Annotated in this window: 25 protein-coding genes and 1 tRNA gene; 18 read left to right on the top strand and 8 right to left on the bottom strand. The window is 41.5% G+C overall.

The window, feature by feature from the left end; genetic code table 11:
• Positions 1-36 precede the first annotated feature (36 nt).
• The 6 genes from VHE99_04345 (at position 37) to VHE99_04370 (ending at position 2,937) form a co-directional block, all read left to right on the top strand.
• Positions 37-777: a prephenate dehydrogenase gene (locus tag VHE99_04345; protein ID HVV68253.1), complete on the top strand. Its 741-nt coding sequence runs from the start codon at positions 37-39 to the stop codon at positions 775-777.
• Positions 764-1,027, top strand: coding sequence for a chorismate mutase (locus tag VHE99_04350; GenBank protein ID HVV68254.1), 264 nt, complete (start codon positions 764-766; stop codon positions 1,025-1,027). Before VHE99_04345 ends, VHE99_04350 begins: the two co-directional genes overlap by 14 nt.
• Positions 1,024-2,199 carry an aminotransferase class I/II-fold pyridoxal phosphate-dependent enzyme gene (locus tag VHE99_04355; GenBank protein ID HVV68255.1) on the top strand — a complete coding sequence of 392 codons (1,176 nt, stop codon included), beginning with the start codon at positions 1,024-1,026 and terminating at the stop codon, positions 2,197-2,199. Before VHE99_04350 ends, VHE99_04355 begins: the two co-directional genes overlap by 4 nt.
• An 87-nt stretch (positions 2,200-2,286) precedes the next feature.
• A complete protein-coding gene (locus tag VHE99_04360) occupies positions 2,287-2,556 on the top strand; it encodes a hypothetical protein (protein HVV68256.1) in 270 nt (89 codons plus the stop codon).
• 100 nt (positions 2,557-2,656) lie between these two features.
• Positions 2,657-2,872 carry a hypothetical protein gene (locus tag VHE99_04365; GenBank protein ID HVV68257.1) on the top strand — a complete coding sequence of 72 codons (216 nt, stop codon included), beginning with the start codon at positions 2,657-2,659 and terminating at the stop codon, positions 2,870-2,872.
• A tRNA-Val gene (locus tag VHE99_04370) sits at positions 2,863-2,937 on the top strand. The genes VHE99_04365 and VHE99_04370 overlap by 10 nt, the downstream gene beginning before the upstream one ends.
• 145 nt (positions 2,938-3,082) lie before the next feature.
• On the opposite strand, the gene fdxA is transcribed toward VHE99_04370, so the two are convergent.
• The gene (gene fdxA / locus VHE99_04375; GenBank protein ID HVV68258.1) at positions 3,083-3,418 is read right to left on the bottom strand and encodes a ferredoxin FdxA; all 336 of its coding nucleotides are present in this window, start codon (positions 3,416-3,418) and stop codon (positions 3,083-3,085) included.
• Between the two features lie 174 nt (positions 3,419-3,592).
• Between fdxA and VHE99_04380 the strand changes: the two genes are divergently transcribed.
• Entirely contained in the window at positions 3,593-3,814 is a 222-nt protein-coding gene (locus tag VHE99_04380) for a BolA/IbaG family iron-sulfur metabolism protein (GenBank protein HVV68259.1), read from the top strand.
• Between the two features lie 10 nt (positions 3,815-3,824).
• The gene (gene grxD, locus VHE99_04385; protein ID HVV68260.1) at positions 3,825-4,178 is read left to right on the top strand and encodes a Grx4 family monothiol glutaredoxin; all 354 of its coding nucleotides are present in this window, start codon (positions 3,825-3,827) and stop codon (positions 4,176-4,178) included.
• A 215-nt stretch (positions 4,179-4,393) separates the two neighbouring features.
• On the opposite strand, the gene VHE99_04390 is transcribed toward grxD, so the two are convergent.
• The 5 genes from VHE99_04390 to VHE99_04410 form a co-directional block, all read right to left on the bottom strand.
• Positions 4,394-4,585, bottom strand: a complete 192-nt coding sequence (locus VHE99_04390) for a CBU_0585 family protein (protein ID HVV68261.1) — start codon at positions 4,583-4,585, stop codon at positions 4,394-4,396.
• 246 nt (positions 4,586-4,831) lie between these two features.
• On the bottom strand, positions 4,832-5,713 hold the full coding sequence (locus tag VHE99_04395) for a HEPN domain-containing protein (GenBank protein HVV68262.1): 882 nt from the start codon (positions 5,711-5,713) through the stop codon (positions 4,832-4,834).
• A gap of 159 nt (positions 5,714-5,872) precedes the next feature.
• On the bottom strand, positions 5,873-6,259 hold the full coding sequence (locus tag VHE99_04400; protein ID HVV68263.1) for a type II toxin-antitoxin system VapC family toxin: 387 nt from the start codon (positions 6,257-6,259) through the stop codon (positions 5,873-5,875).
• Complete coding sequence (locus tag VHE99_04405) at positions 6,246-6,485, bottom strand: AbrB/MazE/SpoVT family DNA-binding domain-containing protein (protein HVV68264.1); 240 nt, start codon at positions 6,483-6,485, stop codon at positions 6,246-6,248. The genes VHE99_04400 and VHE99_04405 overlap by 14 nt, the downstream gene beginning before the upstream one ends.
• 341 nt (positions 6,486-6,826) lie before the next feature.
• Positions 6,827-7,702, bottom strand: coding sequence for a HEPN domain-containing protein (locus VHE99_04410; GenBank protein HVV68265.1), 876 nt, complete (start codon positions 7,700-7,702; stop codon positions 6,827-6,829).
• Positions 7,703-8,102: 400 nt separating this feature from the next.
• Here VHE99_04410 and VHE99_04415 point away from each other — a divergent pair, with 400 nt between their 5' ends.
• From VHE99_04415 to VHE99_04460, 10 genes are all read left to right on the top strand, one after another.
• Positions 8,103-11,636 (top strand): FAD-dependent oxidoreductase, encoded by a 3,534-nt coding sequence (locus VHE99_04415; protein HVV68266.1) that lies wholly within the window; start codon positions 8,103-8,105, stop codon positions 11,634-11,636.
• Positions 11,637-11,656: 20 nt separating this feature from the next.
• Positions 11,657-13,204, top strand: coding sequence for a murein biosynthesis integral membrane protein MurJ (murJ, locus tag VHE99_04420; protein HVV68267.1), 1,548 nt, complete (start codon positions 11,657-11,659; stop codon positions 13,202-13,204).
• Between the two features lie 46 nt (positions 13,205-13,250).
• On the top strand, positions 13,251-14,180 hold the full coding sequence (locus tag VHE99_04425) for a bifunctional riboflavin kinase/FAD synthetase (protein ID HVV68268.1): 930 nt from the start codon (positions 13,251-13,253) through the stop codon (positions 14,178-14,180).
• A complete protein-coding gene (locus tag VHE99_04430) occupies positions 14,177-15,133 on the top strand; it encodes a DMT family transporter (protein ID HVV68269.1) in 957 nt (318 codons plus the stop codon). The genes VHE99_04425 and VHE99_04430 overlap by 4 nt, the downstream gene beginning before the upstream one ends.
• The gene (gene thrA / locus VHE99_04435; GenBank protein ID HVV68270.1) at positions 15,126-17,585 is read left to right on the top strand and encodes a bifunctional aspartate kinase/homoserine dehydrogenase I; all 2,460 of its coding nucleotides are present in this window, start codon (positions 15,126-15,128) and stop codon (positions 17,583-17,585) included. The genes VHE99_04430 and thrA overlap by 8 nt, the downstream gene beginning before the upstream one ends.
• Before the next feature lie 10 nt (positions 17,586-17,595).
• Positions 17,596-18,525: a homoserine kinase gene (locus VHE99_04440; protein ID HVV68271.1), complete on the top strand. Its 930-nt coding sequence runs from the start codon at positions 17,596-17,598 to the stop codon at positions 18,523-18,525.
• A gap of 34 nt (positions 18,526-18,559) precedes the next feature.
• Positions 18,560-19,834, top strand: coding sequence for a threonine synthase (thrC, locus tag VHE99_04445; GenBank protein HVV68272.1), 1,275 nt, complete (start codon positions 18,560-18,562; stop codon positions 19,832-19,834).
• Positions 19,835-19,970: 136 nt separating this feature from the next.
• On the top strand, positions 19,971-20,600 hold the full coding sequence (locus VHE99_04450; protein HVV68273.1) for a hypothetical protein: 630 nt from the start codon (positions 19,971-19,973) through the stop codon (positions 20,598-20,600).
• 195 nt (positions 20,601-20,795) lie between these two features.
• Entirely contained in the window at positions 20,796-21,773 is a 978-nt protein-coding gene (locus VHE99_04455; GenBank protein ID HVV68274.1) for an Rpn family recombination-promoting nuclease/putative transposase, read from the top strand.
• Positions 21,774-21,810: 37 nt separating this feature from the next.
• A complete protein-coding gene (locus VHE99_04460; GenBank protein ID HVV68275.1) occupies positions 21,811-22,044 on the top strand; it encodes a hypothetical protein in 234 nt (77 codons plus the stop codon).
• A 59-nt stretch (positions 22,045-22,103) separates the two neighbouring features.
• Here VHE99_04460 and dnaJ read toward each other — a convergent pair whose 3' ends face one another.
• Complete coding sequence (dnaJ, locus tag VHE99_04465) at positions 22,104-23,237, bottom strand: molecular chaperone DnaJ (protein ID HVV68276.1); 1,134 nt, start codon at positions 23,235-23,237, stop codon at positions 22,104-22,106.
• Positions 23,238-23,443: 206 nt separating this feature from the next.
• Complete coding sequence (dnaK, locus tag VHE99_04470) at positions 23,444-25,411, bottom strand: molecular chaperone DnaK (GenBank protein HVV68277.1); 1,968 nt, start codon at positions 25,409-25,411, stop codon at positions 23,444-23,446.
• Between the last annotated feature and the right edge of the window lie 50 nt (positions 25,412-25,461).

Raw genomic sequence — 25,461 nt, forward strand, 5'->3', positions numbered from 1 at the left:
TGAACTGTCATCCTCACAGCAACACTGGAGTCAAACATGAAATTTGGAATAGTAGGTTATGGCCGGTTTGGCAAGTTATGGGCAAAAGCCTTGTCCGCTTTTGGAACCGTCATGGTTTGTGAAAAAGCATTCAATCCACAAACTACAGAAGACGCGATACAGATAGTAGACTTACAGCAAGTAGCGCAGGCGGATATGGTGTTTTTGCTAGTGCCGATTTCAGAATTTGAAAGCTGCTGCCAGCAGATCAAACCTTTTTTAAAACCGGAAGCTGTAGTGGTGGACTGCTGTTCAGTTAAAGTTCACCCAGTGACAGTGATGCAAAAAACCTTTGTCCCCACGCAGGCAATTATTGCAACTCACCCACTTTTTGGTCCCGATTCAGTGCAACGCACGGGTGGATTTCAGGATCACAAAATTGTTTTATGTCCGGTGCGTTGTTCTGCCCAACAGCAAACCAAATTGCAAAATATTTTTGAAGAAATGGGACTCAAGGTATTGCTCTCAAGCCCAGATGAACATGATAGGCAAATGGCCAATTCACAAGCTTTGGTACATTATATTGGCAGAGGTCTTGCAGCATTAGATTTGCATCCACAAGAATTGGCTACGCCGGATTTCCAAGCTTTGTTAAATATTAACAAAATGGTAGTCAATGATACTTGGCGGTTATTTCTCGATATGCATCAATATAATACTTATGCCAAGCAAATACGTAAAAAATTTATTCATCAATTGTTACAAATAGAAAAGGCGATCGATCATGCAAAAGCTTGAGCAATTGCGTAAAAAAATTGATGTCATTGATGCAGCAATCATTGAAAAACTTAAACAACGACAAAAACTGACACAGCAAATTGGCCAATATAAAGCCTTGCATAATATCCCAATAAAAGATCGGGTGAGAGAAGAGAATTTGTTAACGCATTATGAGGAATTAAGTGAGCAGCATGGATTACCACCGTTATTAGTCACACGTCTATTTAAAATAATTTTCACTTATTCACGGAAGCAACAAAGCAAATGAGCGCCAATAATTCTTTACCCATTATTAATTCCGCTACCGTTATGATTAATTCTCTGGCGCAGCAAAAAATGGCTGCTGGGGTTAAAGTTTATAACTTAAGCGCCGGTGAACCGCATTTGCCCCCGCATAAACAGGTTGTTGCTGCTACATTGGCAGTGTTGGAACAAGGTAAGATATTTTATCCACCCGTTGCTGGCTTGCCTGAGTTAAAACAATTGGCGGCACAGTGGATGAATGACAGTTATCAATGTCAGTATAAAACGCAAAATTGCTTAGTAGTCAATGGCGGAAAATTTGGCTTATATTTATTATTACAATTATTATTACAACCGCAAGATGAAGTGATAATTGCTGCACCCTATTGGGTTTCTTATCCGGCGATTACGCAAATTTTTGCTGGTAATCCAGTCATCGTGCCCACTACCCCGGGTAATGGTTGGAAATTAACATTAGCTAATATCAAAAAAGCCTATACTGATAAAACCAGAATTTTATTGTTAAATAGTGGTACCAATCCTACAGGGGCAGTTTATTCACGCCGTGAATTAGCTGCTATATTGAAATTTGCTGCACAGCATGATTTGCTAGTTATTTCCGATGAAGTTTACAGTGGTTTGACTTATCAAGATGATCTTTATGTCTCTTGTGGCTCATTTCCCGAATACCAAGATCGGGTGATAGTGATTCAAAGTTGTTCCAAAAATTTTTCTATGACGGGTTGGCGTATCGGCTTTGTTTTTGCGGCGGAAAATTTAATCTCACAGCTAACGTCCTTGGTAAGCCAAAGTACTAGCGGGGTTGCTAAGGTTAGCCAATGTGCTGCAATCGCAGTATTGGCAAAAGCTAAGCAGGTGAATACTTGGGTCAGACGTGCGATGCACAAGAGAAGAGATGTTTTGCTCTCTGCATTGAATACCTATTTTAAAATTTCTGTTGATCCGCCGATCGCCGGTTTGTATGTGTTTATTTCGTTAAAAGAATTGGGTATTAAGAAAATGGGTTCGCCGGAATTTTGTCGCTTGGCTTTGGAACAAGCGAATGTAGCATTGGTTCCTGGAGAGGCTTTTGGTAAGGAAGGTTTTGTTAGATTTTCATTTGGCGTACAGGAACGAGATCTAAAAGAGGGTGTAAAAGCTTTGGCGCAGTTTTGTACTAAATTATCCGTGGGTTAAATAGTCATAATTTTCTTTTAATAAATAGGAGTTATTATTTGTTTGTTAAACTTAGTTAACAATCAACGGTATTTTTAGGAGAGATTTATGTCTGGCGATAAATGTGAAAGAGTAGGGCTGGCTACTTTAGGGTCAGTTCAGGTGGCTACTGGAGTTATGTGTTGTTTAAGCTCCGTGTTTGTAGGTCCAGCATCACTATGTTGTAATTGTTGTCTTGGAGAGATGGTAATAAAAGCTGGAGCGGATTGTGTTGCAAAGGGTCAGAAAAATATTGCAGAAGCTTGTTGTGGGGCTGAAAGACCTGAGCACCAACAAATGGATGATGATGAGCCACCACCCTATAAAAAATTTAATTGAAGCTTGAGTTTTTCATATTATAAAATATGCCTGATTTTTTAATGGCAAATTGAAGTTATATGCGCTAGTATTTGTGAAGGAGAACGAGGCTCCAGCAAATATGCAGGAGAAAGATTTTAAGACAAACCTAGATGAAAAGTATTTTGGCAAGTGGGTTCCTGTGAAGCTTAGCGAGACGAAGGGCACTCCTCCTCTAGCTCCTAGTTCGTCAACTAATGAAAGCTCTCTTACAATAGATACTGAAGATAAAAACCCAAAATTAATAACTGTTGACGAGGATGAGGAGGAGCGTTTCAATCCAAAATTAGGCACGTAGCTCAGTGGTAGAGCACCACCTTGACATGGTGGTGGTCGGTGGTTCGATCCCACTCGTGCCTACCAATAAAATCAATAGCTTACCCGGGTCTTACCCAGGCGCAATCTAGCTCCAAATGCGACAATCATTTTTGTATTGCTATTTACCAATGAGGCACCTTCCGCCTTGCCAGTCAGTGCATAGTTGTGGCTGGATGGATGTTAAGGCGGTTTATTCTAATTCTTCTTTAGATAAGGTCGCTAATTTATTTGTTTTACCTTCCCATTCTGCGGCATCCGGTGGGGCTGTCTTCTTAGTGGTAATGGCCGGCCATTTTTTTGCAAGTTCTGCATTGAGTTCAATAAAATGCTTTTGCGATTCAGGGACATCGTCTTCAGCAAAAATCGCATCAACTGGGCATTCCGGGACGCATAAATTGCAGTCAATGCATTCATCAGGGTCAATGACCAGGAAATGAGCACCTTCACGGAAACAGTCTACTGGGCAGACTTCCACACAATCAGTGTATTTGCAGCGTATGCAGCTGTCAGTGACTACGAAGGTCATGGCGCGATTCTCCAGAATTAAAGTATTCTCCCTTTTTTCAAGGGGGTAAGTAGTTGCTAAAGAGGATTAGAAACCGATATTTTACTAGAAAATTATTTTTCGTCGAGATAATCTTACGTGTTTACGGGAAATAAGCTAAAATAAGCCCAAATATTCTATGGAGATATATCCTTGATAACTGCACCAGAGATTAAACAGTGGATAGAAAGCGGCTTGCCTGGGGCAGAAGCGCAGGTTGAAGGGGAGGATGGTGCGCACTTTCAAGCTGTCGTTACTTGCCCGGGGTTTGCCAATAAAAGTACGCTGGAGCAACATCGTATGGTTTATGAGACACTAGGGGGTAAAATGCAAAGTGCGATACATGCTTTATCGCTGCGTACGTTGGTTCCCAAATGAGGTATAAAAAATGACTGTTTTTGATCGCATTAAACAACAATTGGCACAGTATCCGATTGTACTTTATATGAAAGGTACCCCCATATTTCCACAATGTGGGTTTTCTTCCAAAGCTTCCAAACTGTTGCAGGAGTGTTTAAAAGCTACCTCTGCCAGCCCAGATGATGTGTTATATGTAAATGTTCTTGAAGATGATGAAATACGTGAGGGTATCAAACAATATGCAAATTGGCCGACTATTCCGCAATTGTATATCAAGGGTGAGTTAATAGGTGGCAGTGATATTCTCGGGGAATTGCATAGCCAGGGTGAGCTGATGAAACTAGTGCAGGCGGCTTTTAAAGAGGAGAGAGCTAGTTATTAGTTGTTGGCACAAAATTCAAAAAATGCACGTCGTCCCTGCAGGGATGCTGGGATCCATGCCGCAGGAAAGCAAAACTTTAACTTCCCTGTCAACTGGATCTCGGCATTTTGCTGGGACGACTTGCATTTTTTGAGTTTTGCGCTAGTGACTAAGTGGATGCTTGTAGCTACGAGGATTAGCTTTCTGTGAATGGGCTTTTTTGCAAAAAATGGGATTTATACACTACCATCCGCTAAATCTTTAGCTTCCGCGGCAGTCAACGGTTGATCTCGTAAGGCATATACCCGCTGGTATTTAGCAATTTCTGCCTGCTGGGAAGCAGAAAAAGCATGAGTTCGGTCAAACTCTGCTAAATACAAGTCGATGTTGCTGACAAAGTTGGTATTTTTTTTGCTGTGCTTCATCATAATTATACCGGTTGAAAGTGGTTGAAGGCAGGTAGTATGTAAGCATAAAAAGTGCTTTGCTTCAACTAATTATAGTTATAAAAATAAACTATCAATAACCAGGAGGCCAAATGAAGACTATAATTAGTTATATTGATTTTTGAAGCATTTAATAGTGGTATTCTTTCTAGCTTGAGGTCACCGTTTATGAACTCAAGTTTTCAAGCTCTTCTGTTTTCAACTTTATTGAATCCAAGTTATTGAGAATTACTCCTTAGCTTCCAACAAAAAACTCTGGATTTTTTCCTGGCATAGTTTATCGGCTAGTTGGATGAGATGATTGACTTCATTTGCCAGCCAGGCTAATTCCTTCTCGGTGATGGTAAATTTAGGTTTATAGCGGGCATCCACATAAGCATTGCACAGTAATTCAAAATATCGCTGCTCATCAGGGGTTGATAGAGCGAAAACTTTAATGAAGCGTGGGTCAAGGGTGTTAACCAGATTTCTTAACTCTTTCAATTTGTGGGTATTGGGTTTGTAGCGGGTGAAGACTAGCAAAATTGCACTATATAGGCGCTCAGTTACTTGATGCAGTTCAAAAGCTGCATTGGAGTAATACTCTAATCCTTTTTCAAAATTAAAAAGAAAAGTTTCATAGAATTTTATGGCACTAGTAAACCAATATTCAAAGTCTTCTTTAGCAAACCGATAACGCTCTTTAGGGTTTAATTCGCGCGGTGTGCTTAATTTGAATTTTCCAGAATCATATAAAAGTACCCCTTCTTTTTTTATCTCGGAAAAAAAATATTGTGCACGCGTCAAACGCCGGTTGACAAAATCAATATCGTGAACAATTAGAGAAATGGGTGTATTTACAGTGGGTAATGGTCGGATAGCTTTTTCAATTTCCCGTTGTATGCGTGCTTGTTCCGAAGCTGAGCGGGTTTCCACAATGATGAGTAGATCAAAGTCACTTTGGTATTTAAAATGCATCCCATCATCGGCAAATTCTTCTACCCAATTACCGCGAGCATAGCTGCCAAATAAAATGACCATTTCTACTTGCGCCAGCTGACAAATAGGCTGCAGCAGTTCATGCAGTTCTTGCTGTTTGTCTGGTGGCAAATGCGCTAGGGAGTTTTTCATGGTTGTTCTCTATTCAATAGCAAAACCCAAAATCACTCTGTTTTTATCATAATAAGAGGACGATGATAGGTGCAGAGAGAAATTCATTCATTTTGAGAACACTCAAAAAAATTATGCCTTTATCCAGCTTGCGGTGAATGATTCTTCAAGTGTATAGTTTTATAGTTTTTTTACCGATTTAAGTCGGGAAAATTTGGCATCAAATGTATAAATATGTTCAATGCCGGCAGCCTTAGTTTCGGCTAAAATGAGGCAATCAGAAAAATCAGTATTATTTTCTTTAAACGTAATCAATGCTTCTAAAAATTGCTGCTCTTGCTCAATTATAAATGCTGAATTGTCCAAAAGTTCCTGCAAAATGCAGCAAATTTGTGCTTTGGTCAATTGGTAAGCTCGTGTTAAAACCCATACCAATTCGGCCAATACAATTTGAGCAATATAGATGTGTTTGGCTTTTTGTGCTAAATTTCTCGCCTTTTCTATTTGCGCATGATCTAAATCATCGACAAATATACGTACTAAAATATTAGTGTCAACTGCGATCATCTGTATATCCCTCGGCTATAGCTTTCTGGATATCTTTAAGTGAAATTTTTTTATTAATATGAAACATACCAAATGCCTGTGTGATATCGTCTTTCTTTTTAAAAATCAATATCTTATCATCGAAAGCTTCAAATGCTATTTTATCACCAGTATGCAGATCTAATGCTTGCCGCAGCTCGATAGGTACAGTAACTTGACCTTTCGAAGTAAGGGTAGAAAAAAGCATGGTTACCTCCAATATAAAGTATTACTTATACTTTAAGTATTACATCTATCTCATTGTAAGTCAAATGGATGCTTGTACTCTATAGTATCTCATTTAATCCTGTAAATTCATTAATTAGTCGCTGGCGCGAAACATAAAAATAGTGTCATTCCCGCGCAGGCGGGAACCCATCCTTCCAGGGCATTTGATGACTCATCAGCATAAAAGTATCGAATCTGTGAAAAAAATATAAATAAATGCCCTGGATGGGTTCCCGCCTGCGCGGGAATGACAGACTTGAATTTCGCGCCAACGATTAATTAAAGGGGTGAGGCTCTTGCAATTCTCTAAAGTGGTGAGAATTACCCCTTAGCTTCCAACAAAAAACTCTGGATTTTTTCCTGGCATAGTTTATCAGCTAGTTGGATGAGATTATTGACTTCATTTGACAACGAGGTAAGTTCCTCTTCAGTGATGGTAAATTTAGGTTTATAGCGGGCATCTACATAAGCATTGCACAGTAATTCAAAGCATCGTTGGTCGTAAGGGGTGGACAAAGCGAAAACTTTAATGAAACGTGGGTCAAGTGTATTAACTAGATTTCTTAAGTCTTTCAATTTATGGGTATTGGGTTTATAGCGGGTGAAGACTAGCAAAATTGCACTATATAAGCGCTCAGTTACTTGATGCAGCATAAAAACTGCATAACAATAATCTTTTTCAGAAAAGTAAAATGAAAATCCTTTGAAAAATTTGTTCGCACTAGTAAACCAGTATTCAAAATCTTCTTTAGCAAACCGATAGCGTTCCTTAGTATCTAATTCACGTGGTGTGCTTAATTTGAATTTTCCAGAATCATATAAAAGCACCCCTTCTTTTTTTATCTCGGAGAAAAAATATTGCGCGCGCGTCAAGCGCCGGTTGACAAAGTCAATATCGTGAACAATTAAAGAAATGGGTGTGTTAACAGTAGGTAACGGGCGGATAGCTTTTTCAATTTCCCGCTGTATGCGCGCTTGTTCTGAAGCTGAGTGGGTTTCCACAATGATGAGTAGATCAAAGTCACTTTGATATTTAAAATGAATCCCATCATCGGCAAATTCTTCTACCCAATCGCCGCGGGCGTAGCTGCCAAATAAAATAACCATTTCTACTTGCGCCAGCTGACAAATAGGCTGCACCAGTTCATGCAGTTCTTGCTGTTTGTCAGGTGGTAAATGCGCTAGGGAGTTTTTCATGGCTATTGTCTATTCAAGAGTAAAACTCAAAACATAATAATGGAATGATATTTTTCCCGTTGGTCAAACGGTACTATAACCTCATTTTGAGTGCACTCAAAAAATAACGCTATAACTTTCGAATGTACTCAAAAATTATGTTTTTGTCCAGATTTCAGGAGGTGCCTTGAAGAAGGAAACCATAATTATGAGGATTCAATTAAAAAAATCTAGTTTTGCCTATAAAAATGCATTTTGACGGAAAATATTGGCTTCAGCAATTCAGTCCTTTCATTAAAGTACGCCTAAACCACTTCTGGGGAAAGGTGGGTTAGCAAATTTCCCTTAAAAATACCCTATTCTAAGGAGTCAACTTAGCGAACATCTTGACACTAGCCCGCTATCGGTGTCTCATTGTGTCATGTCGAATCCACCCCTTAAACTCAAATATGGTCAATTTCAGGATTTATTCAATCCTGAATGGTTAAAGCAACTCGATGCGAAATTCATCGAGCGTTTGCGTGCGCAAAATCCCTTATTATACGAAGATTTATTAGCTTATCGGCATCAAAGCCGGCCGTTTGCGGCAACGGCGGTCAGTGCATTATTAATAGCTTGTGCTCCGCTATTAGAGGAGTTTATTGCCGAATTATTCAATATTGAACAGGAATTAGCCGCATCAGCACGTGCGACCTTATCACAGCAACCGATTTTTGCTTTTAAACACTGGTATGTGCAGCGCCAAGCGCGTCGTCGTTTATTAAAGCAGGAAGCGATTCCGGCTTTTGCAGAGCTGGACAATTGGTTGAGCGCTGAATTAAAAGCCCATGGCGAATCCGGTGATGATAGAGAGTTGGCAGTGGCTAAGCTGGGTGAGCATTATTTACAAAACCAGGAGCAGTTCGCTCAGCAAATAGAGCAGTTGACCTGCTGGTGTATACGGGCGTTGACTGACCCCCAAGGTAAAGCAGCTGTCAGAGGCTGGGTGAGTTTTCATTTACCGCAGAAACTCGACTATTACAGGTTAGTGCCTATGGAGCAAGTCGCAGACGATCCCGTCGGACGTATTCAAGGGAACCCCGCCCATTACCGCCAGCGTGACGGTTTTAAACTGACCGATTCTCGCATGACGCCGCGTCAGGTATTAGATGAAATTGACTATTGTGTGTATTGCCATGAAAAAGACGGTGATTTTTGTTCTAAGGGTTTTCCCGTCAAAAAAGGCGAGCCGGAGAAGGGTTTTAAAATTAACCCTTTAGGTGAGGTGCAAACCGGTTGTCCATTAGAAGAAAAAATCTCTGAAATGCATGTATTAAAGAAGGATGGCTATACCGTAGCCGCATTGGCGATGATTATGGTCGATAATCCCATGTGTCCAGCCACGGGACATCGTATCTGTAATGACTGCATGAAGGGGTGCATTTATCAAAAGCAAGATCCAGTCAATATCCCGCAGACCGAGACCGGTATCTTAACGGATGTGTTGGCTTTACCCTGGGGGGTGGAAATTTATGATTTATTGACCCGCTGGAATCCCTTACGCCATGCCCAATGGGTGGCGCAACCCTATAATGGTCTAAAAGTTTTAGTGATGGGTATGGGGCCTGCTGGCTTTTCATTGGCGCATCATTTATTGATGGCTGGGTGCGCGGTGGTGGGTGTTGATGGGCTTAAGATTGAACCCTTACCTGAAAAGTTAATTCATGAGCCAGTGTACCGTTTTACTGATATCAAAGAGTCGCTCGATACGCGGGTGATGGCAGGTTTTGGTGGTGTGGCTGAATATGGTATTACTGTGCGTTGGGACAAAAATTTCTTGAAGCTGATTTATATCAGTTTAAGACGCCGTCCCTATTTTCAAGTGTTTGGTGGTGTGCGTTTTGGTGGGACGTTAACGGTTGAAGATGCTTGGCAGCTGGGTTTCGATCACATGGCGATTGCGGTGGGTGCTGGCTTGCCTAAAGCTTTACCTGTGCCAGGTAGTATGGCGCCGGGAATGCGTCAGGCGAATGATTTTTTAATGGCGCTGCAATTGACTGGTGCCGCCAAGCAAAATAGTTTGGCTAATCTGCAGGTGAGGTTGCCGGCGGTCATTATTGGTGGTGGTTTAACTGGGGTAGATACCGCAACTGAAGTTCAGGCTTATTATATTTCTCAGGTAGAAAAAACTCTGGCGCGTTATGAGAAATTAACCGCTATTTTAGGCGCTGCTCGTTTGCGGGAACAGTTTGACGATCACAGCTTTGAGATACTTGATGAATTTATTAATCACGGTCGACAGGTACGTCAAGAACGTGAGGCGGCAGCGCGTGCTAATCGAGCTCCCGATTTTATCAGCTTAATTCGTGCCTGGGGTGGGGTTACGATTGCTTATAGACGTCTGTTACGTGAGTCACCGGCCTATATCCGCAATCATGAAGAAGTGATTAAGGCTTTTGAGGAAGGGATTTACTATGCAGAAGGTTTAACGCCCAAAGTGGTGCGCTTGGATCAATATGGTCATGTAGATGCTCTGGTGAGTGAGTCGCGCATTTACGATGAACAAGGGCAATGGGTGGTGTCCGATGAGGAGCATATTCTGCCGGCACGATCAATTTTTGTTGCAACCGGAGCTAAGCCCAATATTGCTTATGAGTTTGAACATCGCGGCACTTTTCATCGTGAGGGTACTGAATACCAGGCTTATGATGTCAATGGTCAGCAGGAGGTAATCCATCCTGAAGGGCATTGCAAGACAGCTGAATTTGGGGCTTTTACCAGTTATCATAAAGCAGGTCGTCGCGTCACATTTTTAGGTGATACCCACCCAGTATTCCATGGGAGTGTCGTCAAGGCCATTGCTTCAGCCAAGCGCACTTATCCGAAAATATTGCATGTGCTGGGAGCGGGAGTCACAGCAGTTGGTGATGTGCGTGAATATCATAGTTTTGCTGAAAAAATAAACTATCAATTTTCTAGTTCTGTGCAAAAAATTATCCGCCATACGCCAAGTGTGGTGGAATTACAAGTACATGCGCCTTTGGCTGTGCGTAATTTTTTACCAGGTCATTTTTATCGCATACAAAATTTTGAGACTTTCGCAGCACAAAGTGGAGATACTTTGCTGCAGACGGAGGCGATTGCAGTGATTGGGACACGTGTTGATAAAGCCCAAGGCACTTTGTCGCTGATGGTCATTGAACAAGGCGCGAGTTCTCGGATATTTGCCACGCTTAAGCCAGGACAGCCGATGGCGGTGATGGGACCAACGGGGGTACGCACCAAGATTCCGCAGGATCAAGAAACAGTGCTCATCGTGGGGGGGCGTTTAAGTGCTGCGCAGATGTTGGTTTTAGGTCCAGCTTTGCGGGCTGCCGGGAATAAAGTGTTATATGTGGCGGGTTTTAAAACGCGTGATGAAATTTTTTGCCAAGAAGAGCTTGAGCGTTGTGCCGATAAAATTATTTGGGTTACGCAATATGGTGAACCGGTAACTGTTAATAGAGTAGAAGATCGTGCATTAACAGGGGATTTTATGGCAGCTTTAAGCCGTTATGCCATGGGAGCGTTAGATGGGGGCGAGCCAGATATTCCGTTAGCAAAAGTGAACCGTGTGTTGGTTATAGGTAAGCATCGCTTGTTACGTTTGATGCAGACGGCATGTCATACCGTGTTGAAGGATTATTTTACCAAAGACACTAAATTTCAAGCTTCAGTGTTTGGTCCAATGCAATGTATGCTAAAGGGAGTCTGTGCGCAATGCTTGGTATGGCAAATTGATCCTGATACCGGTAAACGTACTAAAGCGGTATTCAGTTGTTCTTGGCAAGATCAGCCATTTGAGCTGATAGATTTGGAGAATTTGGAGGAACGGCTGGTGCAGAACCGTACTCAGGAAATTCTGACTAATTTATGGTTAGATTATTTGCTGGTGAGTGGTCGCATTGAAGGTGTGATTAGTACGCTGGCGACATAATGCAGTCAAGAGAACAAATAATGAGTCAAAGTAAAAGCCTATTCCGCTCCACCACTATGGTTTCTGGAATTACTTCCATTTCACGCATTTTAGGATTTTTGCGCGATATGTTGATTGCGCAATTGTTTGGTGCGGTGCCGGCGATCGATGCTTTTTACGTGGCTTTTCGGATACCGAATTTCATGCGCGGTCTATTTGCTGAAGGTGCGTTCGCACAAGCGTTTGTGCCAGTTTTGTCGGAGTACCGTCAGCAACGCAGCTTTGAAGAAGTGCGTCAGTTTATTAGTCGCATGCAGGGTAGTTTAGGTTTAGTGTTACTGTTAGTGGTCATGCTGGCTGTGATTTTTACTCCCTGGTTAACGCGCATATTTGCACCGGGTTTTGTGCATGATCCCAATCGCTTTCACTTAGCGACGCACATGTTGCGTATCACCTTTCCCTATTTAATGTTGATCTCTTTAACGGCTTTTTATGGTTCAGTATTAAATAGCTATGGCATGTTTGGCGTACCAGCATTTACCCCGGTGTTATTAAACTTGGTTATGATTATTGCTGCAGTGTGGATGGCGCCGCATTTTCATGAGCCGGTAGTTGCTTTGGCTGTAGGCGTATTGATTGCTGGGATAATGCAGTTTTTATTTCAACTGCCTTTTCTAAAATACCGTGGCTTATTTGTTTGGCCGACCCTCCACTGGCATGATGAAGGGGTAAGAAGGGTGATTAAACTGTTAATTCCTGCGCTGTTTGGGGTTTCTGTGGCGCAGATTAGCTTATTGGTCGATACCTTATTTGCTTCTTTTTTACCGGCTGGTAGCATCACCTGGTTGTATTATTCAGATCGTTTAACTTATTTTCCTTTAGGTATTTTTGGTGTGGCTTTAGCGACGGTGGTATTGCCACATTTGTCTCGTAATCATGCAGATAAATCCGCCCAAGAATTTTCTATCGTGTTAGATTGGGCATTACGTTGTGTACTGGTCATAGCCATCCCGGCAGGGATAGGCCTGTTTATGTTAGCAAAACCGCTATTTACTACCTTATTTCAGTATGGTCGCTTTAATCCATATGATGTGTTTATGGCCGGCCGGAGTCTCCGTGCTTATGCATTTGGATTGCCGGCATTTATGTTGGTTAAAGTATTGGCGTCTGGATTTTATTCACAACAGGATATAAAAACCCCAGTGCGCGTTGCGGTAATTGCTTTGATAGCGAATATGCTGCTTAACTTTATTTTGATATGGCCTTTGGCACATGCAGGATTGGCATTGGCAACTTCATTATCTTCAAGTTTGAATGCCGGGCTTTTAGCTTGGTATTTAATCAGACGTAAAGCGTTTCAATTGCAAAAGGGTTGGGGCGTTTATTTATTGCGGCTATTTATAGCTAGTTTCGTCACTTGGGCTGTATTGACTTGGTTAACCCCGCAGTTAGGTGTCTGGATACATTGGAGTTGGCATCAAAGAGTGCTCTATCTATTGTTTTTAATTTTTGCATCGATGGCTGCGTATTTTATTACTTTAAGAGTGGTGGGTGTGCGCTTAAGAGATTTTCGTGTGGTGACGAAATAAGGTCTAAAGAATAGAAAGAAAATATTAAAGACTGGAGAATATATTTTTGTTGAAACTTATTCGTGGGATCTACAACCTGCCTGAAACTTTTCCGCGTTGTGTCCTTACCATAGGCAATTTTGATGGTGTACATATCGGCCATCAACAACTTCTAAAACAGCTGCAGCAAAAAGCCCGCGAGATGGGGTTGCCTACCTTGGTAATCACCTTTGAGCCGCAACCGAATGAGTTTTTTAAGCCACAAGATGCTCCACCCCGTCTAATGCGATTACATGAAAAAATAAGAGTGTTGAATACTTTAGGCGTCGATTATGTATTATGTCTGCGTTTTGATCCCTTATTGGCGCGCCTTTCTGCTGAGGATTTTGTGCATACCTTGCTCATCGATAAATTAAATGCTGCTTATGTGTTAGTAGGGGATGATTTTCATTTTGGTTATAAACGTGGTGGTGATATCAGATTATTAAAACAGATGGGTGAGCGTTTAGGTTTTTTAGCTGAGCAAATGCCTACGTATGTCTTCAAGGGAGAGCGGGTTAGTAGTTCACGTGTGCGTCAAGCCTTGGAACAGGGAAGGCTTGATGTAGCACAGCAATTATTAAACCGCCATTATGGGATTTCCGGTAAAGTAGCGCATGGTGACAAACGTGGACGTATGCTCGGCTTCCCTACGGCTAATGTATTTTTGCATCGCAAGGCTGTGTCACTTTCTGGGATTTATGCGGTCATAACCCATGGTGTTTTGCCACATCCAGTTAAAGGCGTTGCTTATGTTGGCAATCGTCCCACCATCGATGGGGGTGGTCGGAGTTTGCTTGAAGTACATTTGTTCGATTTTAACCAGGAAATTTATGGGCGGCATATTTATGTGGAGTTTTTGCATAAATTACGAGACGATAAAAAATTTGATTCGGTGGAATTAATGCAACAGCAGATTTTAATAGATGCAAAACAGGCTCGGGAGTATTTCGGATGAAAGGTGTTTCAGATAAAACTAAGGCTGCCATTTGTTTAACTTTTTGTGTTGTTTCATGGGCATCCGCTTTTGTGGGTATTCGCATAGGGCTTAAAGGATATAGTCCTGGCAGTGTGGCTTTACTGCGTTATTTAATTGCATCAATGGGTATGTTGTTTTTATATTTGTTTTTTTCTAAACGCGATAAGCCAGCTTTAAAAGATATGCCGCTGATTTTTTTTACCGGTGTCGTTGGGTTTGGAATTTATAACATCGCGTTAAACTATGGTGAAATAACCGTCTCTTCTGGCATAACAGGGTTTATTATCAGTCAGATGCCGGTTATCGTCACATTATTAGCACCGTTGTTATTGAAAGAAAAAATTGCTAAAAGTGCTTGGGTTGGATTAGGGGTGAGTGTGGTTGGCGTGGGTTTAATTGCCATTGCACATCGAGGCGATGGCAGCGGAAGCAGTTTGCAGGGTAATCTGGATCTTGGCATTTGGTATTTAATCATCGCAGTTTTTTGCGGTGCTATTTATGCGGTGTGCAATAAAATTCTAACACCTAAATATCATCCCATTGAATTGACCGCCTATACTATGTGGAGCGGTACTTTCATATTGTTATTCTATACACCCACGTTATGGACAGAGGTTAAAACAGTGTCTATGAGTGCTACGTTGGCATGTGTTTATTTAGGTGCATTTCCTGGGTTTATTGGCTATTTAGCTTGGAGTTATGCGCTAAGGTATATGCCAGCTTCGCGCGCTTCAAATTATTTATTCTTGATGCCACTGGTGGCGACTGGTTTGGGGTGGTTGTTATTGGGTGAGGTGCCTAAATTATTGGCACTTTGTGGTGGTGTTGTGGCTTTGGTGGGAGCAATCATTGCAACCCAATACAAGGGTAAAGGATATAAAAAAACGCAAGATATGAATTATATTTTAAACAGGCAAGCACCCCATGAATGAAATCTCCAATCCCATAGAAGTCCATAAATTTGGTGGCAGTAGTTTAGCAACGGCAGCGCATTTTCGTGCTGTGCAAAATATTGTGCGCGGCAATCGAACGGCTATTGTTGTATCCGCAAGCGCCGGTATCACTAATCAATTGCAGGCATTGTTAAATTTGGCCTGCCAGCAGCAGGCATATCACGAAAAATTAGCGGACATAAAACAGTTTCAACACGACATCATCCAGCATTTGCTCGATGCTGACCCACAATGCCAAGAGATGGTGAGTATAATCAACAGTGACTGCGACGCGATAGCAAACCTCTTGCGTACCACGCAACTACTAGGCAGCTATAATACGCAAGTGCAAGATAAGGTATTGGGTTATGGCGAGTTATGGTCAGCACAAATCCTGGCAGCATTATTAAACCGTGAAGCCGCTACGTTATTTATCGATGCATCTAAAATATTAATTACTTATCGCAAACACAAGCAACAATATATTGACTGGGAGCATAGTCAGCAGCTGCTAGATCCATTATTGCAGTCTGCAGATTTTCAACATTTAGTGATTACTGGATTTATCGCCACTAATGCAGAACACCAGTTTGTTACCTTAGGGCGCAATGGTAGTGATTATTCTGCAGCTATATTTGCGCGTCTATTGCATGCAGAAAAGCTGATTATCTGGACTGATGTCGATGGAATTTACAGTGCAGATCCTAATAAAGTTCGTTCTGCATTTCCTTTGCCGGAACTCTCGTATGAAGAAGCTTTAGAGCTTGCTTATTTTGGTGCGAAAGTGATTCATCCGCAGACCATATTTCCAGCTATCAATAATAATATTCCCATTTATGTAAAACACAGTGGAAACCCTTTAGCACCTGGAACTAAAATCTCAGCAAAATGCCAGACTACTGACTATTTAGTAAAAGGTTTAAGCTGTATTGATGATGTCGCTTTGATCAATATAGAAGGCTCAGGCATGGTTGGGGTTTCAGGTACGGCAACTCGCGTGTTTCAAGTGTTATACCAGGGAGGCATTTCAGTTATTCTGATTTCTCAGGCTAGTTCTGAACATTCTATTTGCTTTGCAGTTAAGCAAGATCAGGCGAATCAGGCACAGGAGTTTCTGCAGGAACAGTTTCAGTTTGAAATTGGCCAGCAATTAATTAAAGGGATTACTATCGATAAAAATTGTTCAGTTTTAGCGGTAGTTGGCGATGGTATGGTCGGTCACCAGGGGGTGGCAGGTAAATTATTCAATACGCTGACCAAGGCGAATGTCAATATCAAAGCGGTAGCGCAAGGATCATCAGAGCGCAATATCTCTGTTGTAGTGGAACGTCTCGATATTTATAAAGCGCTACGTGCGGTGCATTCCGGTTTTTATTTGTCGAGCAAAACATTATCTATTGGTTTAATTGGTCCAGGTCAGGTTGGAGCGACGTTATTGCAGCAAATAGCTGATACCGCCCCCCAGTTACAGCACAAGCGTAAAGTTAATTTACAGGTGCGCGGTATTATCGATTCTAAAAAAATGTTATTGGCGGATAGCAATATTGATCTGAAGCAATGGCAATCACAACGTGATAGTGTAGCCACAACCGCGAATATGGAAGATTTTATCAATCATATTGCTGCGGATGATATGCCGCATGCGGTCATTATCGATTGCACAGCGAGCGCAAAGATTGCTGATCTCTATCCGCATTTTATTGCTCGCGGCCTACATATTATTACTCCTAATAAGCGTGCTAACTCAGGAAATTTTAGTTTTTATCAGGAATTGCATGCTTTTGCGCAACAAAAAAATCGTTTTTATTTATATGAGACAACGGTTTGTGCGGGTTTGCCGGTTATTAAAACCTTGCAAGATATTGTTGCTACTGGTGATGAAGTATTGAGTATTCAAGGAGTAGTGTCGGGGACACTCAGTTATATATTTAGTCAGCTTGGCATGGGACAAAAATTTTCCTCCATCGTACGTGAAGCTAAGCGGCAGGGTTATACGGAACCTGATCCGCGTGATGACTTATCTGGAATGGATGTGGCGCGCAAATTTGTGTGTTTGGCGCGGGAGTTGGGGCATAACTCGACTTTAGAAAGCTTGTCTATTACTAGCCTGGTTCCTGCGCCATTGCAACAGGTGAGTGCTGAAGAATTCTTGGAGCGTCTGCCTGAGTTTGATGAGCAAATACATGCATCATTGGAGCCTATGTTAGCGCGGGGAGAAAAGCCGCATTATGTGGGTACCATAGATGCTAATGGTAGTATTCATATTGCAATTGCAGGATTTGGTCAAAATCATCCGTTTAGCCGTTTGCAGGGCACTGATAATATGCTGATTTTTACGACACGGCGTTATCAACCACAGTCTTTGGTGATACAAGGTCCAGGTGCCGGTACTGAGGTGACGGCAGCGGGGATTTTTGCGGATTTACTGCGATTGGTTACGGCTTTAGATTAAGAGAATAAATATGCATGATTTACAAACTGTCACTGCCTATGCGCCTGCAACTTGCGGCAATGTGATTGTTGGTTTTGATATTTTAGGGTTAGCTATCTCAAATGTTGGTGACAAAGTCACATTGACGCGTCGTCAAGATAGCGCTTTAGTCATTACACATATTTCTGGCATAGATTCTCTACCGACTGATCCCAAGCAAAATATTGCTTCAGCGGTGATAGCGCAGTTATTGGCCGATCTCAATCTCAATTGGGGCTTTGATATTGAGTTACATAAAGGGATTCCTTTAAGCTCAGGTTTGGGTGGTTCTGCGGCATCGGCAGCCGCTGCATTGATGGCTTTGAATCAGTTTTTGCCTACACCGTTATCACTCACGCAGTTGGCGCATTATGCTATGTTGGGAGAAGCTTTATGCAGCGGTCAGGCACACCCTGATAATATTGTGCCGGCATTGTATGGTGGTATTACGTTAATTACAGAGCAGAATCCGATTCAGGTCGTGTCGCTGCCTATTCCTGATATTGTTTGTGTGTTAGTGCATCCGCATTTGGAATTAACCACGCGCAAAGCACGTAGTATTTTAGCTGCTAGCGTACCGTTGCATGCCCATTGTGTGCAATCTGCTTATCTCGCTGGTTTTATTAGTGCGCTCTATCAAAAGGATTTAAACTTAATAGCACAATCCTTGCGAGACGTCATCATAGAACCGCAACGTGAGCAATTAGTACCTGGTTTTTCTGCTGTTAAAAAGGCGGCATTGGCGAAAGGAGCATTAGGTGCGTCTTTATCAGGTTCAGGTCCAACCGTGTTGGCGTTTGCGCGTGACGCAATGCAAGCAGAACAAGTAGGACTAGCTATGCAGGCGGCATTTGCTAAATGTGGTATTACTAGTAATATATATTTATCGCCGATAAGTCAGCAGGGGGCGTATGTGATGTGATTAAATTCATATAAAGAAATAAGGAGCAAGTTTCATGCAATTTCATAGCACTGAAAATCAACAACCCCACTATGATTTTATATCAGCCGTGTTAAGTGGATTAGCAAAAGATGGTGGGTTATATGTCCCTGATGCATTTCCAAAACTCCAGCTTGATACATTTTCTCTATCTTCCTACCCTGAGTTTGCCAGCCAATTATTAAAACATTTTATAAGCGCACCACTGCAAAATGATTTGCAAGTCATGTGTCAACAAGCTTTTAACTTTGCAGTACCTAATACGCAAATAAACGCAAATACCTGGATGTTAGAATTATTTCATGGGCCGACTTTATCATTTAAAGATTTTGGTGCCCGTTTTCTAGCCCAATGTATGGCGCGTATTCCTACAAATAAACCATTAACAATTTTAGTCGCCACTTCCGGTGATACCGGTTCTGCAGTTGCCAGTGCATTTTTTCAACAGCATCCAACACGAGTCATTGTACTTTTTCCACGTGGAAAAATTTCTTTAAGACAACAGCAACAAATCACTTGCTGGCAGGACAATATATTGGCGGTTGCTGTGGAGGGTGCATTTGATGATTGTCAACGTATAGTTAAAACAGCATTTAGCGATTCGAGCTGGCAAAGTAAATATCAGCTGAGTACTGCCAACAGCATTAACATCGCCCGTCTTTTGCCACAAATTGTTTATTATGCCTATACCAGTTTACAGTTTCAGCAGCAAAAGGGTCAGAGTGTAGGTTTTATTGTGCCATCAGGCAATTTGGGCAATGTCACGGCAGCCTATTGGGCGAAACAGCTTGGATTTCCACTGCGTGAAATTGTGATTGCAACTAATGCTAATCGCCCGCTCACACATTATCTGGAAACAGGTAAATACCAACCTTTCCCGACGCAAGCTACGCTTGCTAATGCAATGGATGTGGGTAATCCCAGTAATTTTGCGCGATTAAAGGATTTATTCCCAGACTTTACTGATTTTAAATCTCAGGTGCACGCAATACGTGTTGATGATGAGGGAATTAAACAGGCAATTACTCAGGCTTATCAAAAAGAACAAGTGCTGATCTGTCCGCATACCGCAACTGCCTATTATGCACGTCAGCAGTTGAATGATAAACCGTGGATTATTGTAGCAACGGCTCATCCATGCAAATTTGAAAATGTGATTGAACCCATTATTAGCAAACCGTTACCACCTGCGCCAGAGCTGATGGCGTTATTGAAACGTCAGCAGAAATTTGAAACGATCCTTCCTGAGTTGTCGGCATTAACTAAAGTGGCCGATAAATATTTTTCATAACTACTCTCCTCTTAAACTTCACGTGTGCTTAATTCTGTTTTTATTAGGAAACACTCTGTTTATTTTTTATGCCTTCTCAATTTTTGCTGATAAATTATAATAAAAGCATTGTAAAAAATGAGATGAGGTATGAAAAATGCAATTTAAAATGTTTCAAAATAAATTTAAGAATGATAAAGATTCCAAAGATATTACATTCGTTTTGTCAGCTAAGTCAGCTTATGATCGTTTAATTAATCTTATTAATCGTGCATACTGTCCATTGGTGCGTGAAGAGGAGGAAACCCTAGCGTTTTGGTCTATATCTGAAAATGTAGATTCATTTCTTAGTCAACGCCCTTGTTTATATTTACCCAAAAAAACGGATGTCATAAATGACCACCAAAAAGAAAGATTAATCGATTTTTTGAAAGGGGCATTTTTACTATCAACATTAGCTTCAGCTGAAGATGGGTGTGTCGCTTTGCAAGGCATGATTCAGCGCTTTCTTGCCTGGGGTAATAGTGATTTCCATCAAGTTTTAGCTGAGGCGATTACTCAAGATTTATTTCGACTTAAAACTGCAGCAGAAGAAAAAAAACTAGAAAGCAGAGGTCTTGAAAAAGAAGAGACGGTATGTTTGGAAGGAGATTTCTCCCGAAGCGCTAAAAAAGTTCAACAGCAATTAATGAGAACTTCGCAGAGTTTTCTTGCAAGAGAGCAAAATAGACAAGATTTCATGCGTTTTGCTAACACGAGTAGACTTCGAGCAATAGGAATTACCTAAATAATTATATAAAAATATGGTTACATCTATTGATTCGATTATGGAAAATTCTCTCTGTAACAGAAGACTGAGTTAATTAATTTAACATAACTGAACTACCTTTTCAAAGAAGGAGAGTAGCTATAATTTAGTTAAATACGGTATTGACAGCAATATCAAACCCAACCATGATGGCTCGCAAATAGGATTATTTCAATGCCAGCCATCAAAAATAGAAAAATTCAAAAAATTTCACTTTCTCATACTAATCCACATGATAGTTTTTTTGCGCAATCATTATCAGACTTAACTATCGCTAGAGATTTTTTAGAACAGTATCTGCCAAAACCATTGCTAGAATCATTGGATTTAACAACGCTAGAAATTTGTAAAGATCGTATTGTGGATGGCAAGCTGCGTTCTTCTTATACAGATGTCGTTTATCGAATAAAGCTGAAAGAGGGTTCTCAAACTGCCTATATTATTAATTTAATTGAACATCAATCAACACCACGAGCTGATATGCCAGTGCGAGTTTTGCTTTATGAGAGTGGTCTAATTAAAAATCATTGGGATAATCATAAAGAAGTTCCTCTAGTCTATTCAACGGTTTTTTATAATGGTAAGGAAGCCTGGTATTATCCTACTCATCTTAAAGCGATGATTAATGCGCCACCTGATTTAATTGATCGTTATGCTTTCCAACCTTTTCAGTTAATACAATTGAATCATATTCCTGATGAAGTATTAAAAGAACATTTATGGTCTGGATTGGTGAGCCTTGCTATGAAGCATATCTATGACCGAGATATACTACCTATTTTGAAAGAATTAATGGATATGTTACAGCAAGCAGAGCAATATGGTAGGCAGGACATTCCTTTGAAAATATTATATTATTTTGCTGTGGCGAATGAAGTATCTGATTCAGATGCATTCAATGAGCTGATTAATTCGCATTTGTCCTATCAAATAGGGGAGAGTCTTATGACGTTAGTAGAGCAGTATCGCCAGAAAGGTAGAGTAGAGGGTATAGCTGAAGGGAGAGTGAAAGGTATAGCGCAGGGTAGAGAAGAAGGAAAAAATGAAACTATCTTGAAGATGGTAAGTACTATGCTAAAACAGGGTTATAGTTCTGAAGCCATTGCTAAAATTACTGGTTTAACTATTGAGGAAATACATTCAATAACTTAATTATTTTCATTTATCCCTTAAGATCGGAGAATTACTTGTGACTTTAGTAGAGCAATATTACCAGAAAGGGTTTTTAGAAGGATTTAAAGAAGAGCTTAGAAAAATTATACCAAAAGTTATAGCAGAAGCTAGGGAACCAGGAAAAAATGAAACTATCTTGAAGATAGCACATAATCTGCTAAAGGAAAATTTTAGTCCTGAAGTCGTTGCTAAAGCGACGGCTTTGACTATTGAGAAAATATCTCTGAAAATATCTCTTCTGGTAGATTAAACTGTAAGATTGAACGAAAATATTTCCTCAATCAGTTGAGATCAAAAAAACCTAGTCATTCAATTAGCCAATCCTTCAAAGAAACTTTTAACACTATCAAACCAAGATTTAGATTTGGGGTTATGTTTATCCCCGCCTTTGTCGATAGATTCTGAGAATTGTTTTAACAAATCTTTTTGTTCGCGAGTCAAATTTACAGGCGTTTCAACCACTACTCGACATAAAAGATCACCGTGACGTCCGCTGCGTACGGAGCGTACGCCTTTGCCACGTAAACGAAATGATTTGCCGCTTTGTGTTTCTGTGGGAATTTTAAGCTTCACGCGACCATCTAAGGTGGGGACATCGACTTCGCCACCGAGTGTAGCAATGGTAAAGCTGATGGGAATTTCACAGAGTAAATCATTACCGTCGCGGGTAAAAATAGGGTGCGGTTTGACTTTAACTTGCACGTATAAATCACCGGCGGGTGCACCAAAAGTACCACCTTCACCTTCGCCTTGTAGGCGGATTCTATCACCGGTATCAACGCCACCAGGAATTTTGACGGATAAGGTCTTTTCCTGTTGTACACGTCCTTGTCCACGGCATTTAGGGCAGGGTTCTTTGATAACTTGACCTTGTCCGCGGCAGTCGGGGCAGGTTTGGGTCACGGAGAAAAAGCCTTGCTGTAAATGTACTTGTCCTTGACCATTACAAGTACCGCATACGGTGGGGCTGGTGCCTTTTTTGGCGCCTGAGCCACTGCATTCGGTGCAATTATTCCAGGTGGGGATCTGGATTTTCATGGTTTTGCCGTGTACGGCGTCTTCTAGATTTAATTCTAGATTATAGATTAAGTCAGCTCCGCGTTGGGCACGTGTTCTTTTGCCTCTACCGCCGCCAAATACGTCACCAAAGATGTCACCAAAAATATCGCTGATATCGCCAAAGTCGAAACCACGCGCACCACCGCCCATGCCACTTTGAAATGCAGCGTGACCCATTTGATCGTATCGCGAGCGTTTTTGTGTGTCGCTTAATACATCATAGGCTTCTTTTATTTCTTTAAATTTTTCTTCGGAAGCTTTATCACCGGGGTTACGGTCTGGGTGATATTTCATGGCGAGCTGACGGAAGGCTTTTTTAATTTCTTCTGCGCTAGCGGAACGTGAAACCCCGAGTGTTTCGTAGTAGTCGTTTTTGGTAGTCATGATGAGTGGGTACCGGATTGTAGTGATGCTTTAATCTGACTCAGAGATGTTTTTCATCAGCTTAACTTTACCTTTGTTGATTGTCATTCTGAGCGAAGCGAAGGATCTCCTTAGGGTGGCAAAATTTTACACCGAATGAGCCACCACAAGGAGATCCTTCACTGACGCTCAGGATGACAGATCTACGGCAAGAGAAAAGTTCGCTGTTATTTATCCTCTTTATTTTCCTTTACTTCTTCAAACTCAGCATCAACGACGTTTTCATTGCCGCTAGGTTTTTGTTCACTCTGTGTGCTTCCAGTATCAGCAGCATGGGCAGCACCTTCTGGTTTAGCAGAAGTATCGGCACCTTTTTTAGCATAAAGACGTTCGGCCATTTTGCCGGAGACTTCGCTGAGTTTTTGAGTTTTTTCTTCTATCGCTTGTTTATCATCTTGCTTCAGGACATTTTTCAAAGCTTCAATGGCTTCTTCGATAGATTTTTTCTCATCTTCAGTGATGTCAGCGCCCAATTCCTTAATGGATTTGGTAGATGCATGAATAAGATTGTCAGCTTTATTGCGAACATCAACTAATTCATGGAATTTTTTATCGGCTTCTCGGTGTTCTTCGGCATCACGCACCATGTTTTTGATTTCATCTTCAGATAAACCGCTGGAAGATTTGATGACAATAGATTGTTGTTTGCCAGTGGCTTTGTCTTTAGCGGAGACGTGTAAGATACCGTTAGCGTCGATATCAAAAGTGACTTCAACCTGTGGCGTACCGCGAGGTGCAGGCGGAATATCCGATAGGTCAAAACGACCTAATGATTTATTGGCAGAAGCCATTTCGCGTTCGCCCTGCAATACATGAACAGTTACTGCAGTCTGGTTGTCATCGGCAGTGGAAAATACCTGTGCAGCTTTAGTCGGTATGGTGGTGTTTTTCTCGATCAATTTAGTCATCACGCCGCCCATAGTTTCAATACCCAAGGATAAGGGGGTAACGTCGAGCAGCAGCACATCTTTGACTTCACCTGATAACACGGCAGCTTGAATGGCGGCACCGATGGCAACAGCTTCATCTGGGTTAACATCATGTTTGGCATCTTTACCAAAGAAATTTCTTACAGTTTCTTGTACCTTAGGCATGCGTGTTTGGCCGCCAACCAAGATGATCTCGTCGATTTCTGATATTTTCAGATTGGCATCTTTAAGAGCGGTTTTGCAGGGTGGAATGGTACGTTCGATTAAGTCTTCAACCAGTGATTCCAATTTGGCACGGGTCACGCGGATATTTAAGTGTTTAGGTCCGGTGGCATCTGCCGTGATATAGGGCAGGTTGACATCGGTTTGTTGTGAAGAAGAGAGTTCGATTTTGGCTTTTTCAGCGGCTTCCTTAAGACGTTGCAGCGCTAAAGGATCGCTGTGAAGGTCAATACCGGATTCTTTTTTAAATTCACTGGCGAGATAATCAATTAGGCGTAAATCAAAATCTTCACCACCGAGGAAGGTATCACCATTGGTCGCCAGCACTTCGAATTGGTGTTCTTCACCGACGCGAGCGATTTCTATGATGGAAACGTCAAAGGTACCACCGCCTAAGTCATAGACTGCGACTTTTCTATCACCGCCTTTTTTATCTAGTCCATAGGCTAAGGCAGCTGCGGTCGGTTCATTGATAATACGTTTGACCTCAAGACCTGCAATGCGGCCAGCATCTTTGGTAGCTTGGCGTTGCGAATCGTCAAAATAAGCTGGAACCGTGATAACGGCTTCTTTGACTTCGTGTCCGAGATAAGCTTCAGCAGTTTTTTTCATTTTCATTAGAATTTGCGCTGAAATCTGTTGCGGAGCTACTTTTTGGCCATTGACTTCTACCCAAGCATCCCCATTGTCTGCTTCAACAATTTTATAGGGCACCATTTTGATATCACGTTGTACGACTTCGTCTTTGAATTTACGGCCGATTAGACGTTTGATGGCGTAAAGCGTGTTATGTGGGTTGGTCACCGCTTGACGTTTGGCCGATTGGCCGACCAGGATTTCGCTATCCTTGGTGTAGGCAACGATAGAAGGTGTGGTGCGATCACCTTCGCTGTTTTCAATAACACGTACTTTGCCACCGGCTTCCATGACTGCGACGCAGGAATTGGTGGTGCCTAAATCAATACCTATGATGGGGTTAGCCATATAATTTTCTCCAAGTGCTTAAATTTATCTCATACTATTTGTTGTAATTG

Source organism: Gammaproteobacteria bacterium, from assembly GCA_035546635.1.
GTDB lineage: Bacteria > Pseudomonadota > Gammaproteobacteria > JAURND01 > JAURND01 > DASZWJ01.

Coding starts and splice junctions, on each gene's coding strand:
- VHE99_04345 (HVV68253.1), top strand. CDS start 37: ATGAAATTTGGAATAGTAGGTTATGGCCGGTTTGGCAAGTTATGGGCA.
- VHE99_04350 (HVV68254.1), top strand. CDS start 764: ATGCAAAAGCTTGAGCAATTGCGTAAAAAAATTGATGTCATTGATGCA.
- VHE99_04355 (HVV68255.1), top strand. CDS start 1,024: ATGAGCGCCAATAATTCTTTACCCATTATTAATTCCGCTACCGTTATG.
- VHE99_04360 (HVV68256.1), top strand. CDS start 2,287: ATGTCTGGCGATAAATGTGAAAGAGTAGGGCTGGCTACTTTAGGGTCA.
- VHE99_04365 (HVV68257.1), top strand. CDS start 2,657: ATGCAGGAGAAAGATTTTAAGACAAACCTAGATGAAAAGTATTTTGGC.
- fdxA (HVV68258.1), bottom strand. CDS start 3,418: ATGACCTTCGTAGTCACTGACAGCTGCATACGCTGCAAATACACTGAT.
- grxD (HVV68260.1), top strand. CDS start 3,825: ATGACTGTTTTTGATCGCATTAAACAACAATTGGCACAGTATCCGATT.
- VHE99_04390 (HVV68261.1), bottom strand. CDS start 4,585: ATGATGAAGCACAGCAAAAAAAATACCAACTTTGTCAGCAACATCGAC.
- VHE99_04395 (HVV68262.1), bottom strand. CDS start 5,713: ATGAAAAACTCCCTAGCGCATTTGCCACCAGACAAACAGCAAGAACTG.
- VHE99_04400 (HVV68263.1), bottom strand. CDS start 6,259: ATGATCGCAGTTGACACTAATATTTTAGTACGTATATTTGTCGATGAT.
- VHE99_04405 (HVV68264.1), bottom strand. CDS start 6,485: ATGCTTTTTTCTACCCTTACTTCGAAAGGTCAAGTTACTGTACCTATC.
- VHE99_04410 (HVV68265.1), bottom strand. CDS start 7,702: ATGAAAAACTCCCTAGCGCATTTACCACCTGACAAACAGCAAGAACTG.
- VHE99_04415 (HVV68266.1), top strand. CDS start 8,103: ATGTCGAATCCACCCCTTAAACTCAAATATGGTCAATTTCAGGATTTA.
- murJ (HVV68267.1), top strand. CDS start 11,657: ATGAGTCAAAGTAAAAGCCTATTCCGCTCCACCACTATGGTTTCTGGA.
- VHE99_04430 (HVV68269.1), top strand. CDS start 14,177: ATGAAAGGTGTTTCAGATAAAACTAAGGCTGCCATTTGTTTAACTTTT.
- thrA (HVV68270.1), top strand. CDS start 15,126: ATGAATGAAATCTCCAATCCCATAGAAGTCCATAAATTTGGTGGCAGT.
- VHE99_04440 (HVV68271.1), top strand. CDS start 17,596: ATGCATGATTTACAAACTGTCACTGCCTATGCGCCTGCAACTTGCGGC.
- thrC (HVV68272.1), top strand. CDS start 18,560: ATGCAATTTCATAGCACTGAAAATCAACAACCCCACTATGATTTTATA.
- VHE99_04450 (HVV68273.1), top strand. CDS start 19,971: ATGCAATTTAAAATGTTTCAAAATAAATTTAAGAATGATAAAGATTCC.
- VHE99_04455 (HVV68274.1), top strand. CDS start 20,796: ATGCCAGCCATCAAAAATAGAAAAATTCAAAAAATTTCACTTTCTCAT.
- dnaJ (HVV68276.1), bottom strand. CDS start 23,237: ATGACTACCAAAAACGACTACTACGAAACACTCGGGGTTTCACGTTCC.
- dnaK (HVV68277.1), bottom strand. CDS start 25,411: ATGGCTAACCCCATCATAGGTATTGATTTAGGCACCACCAATTCCTGC.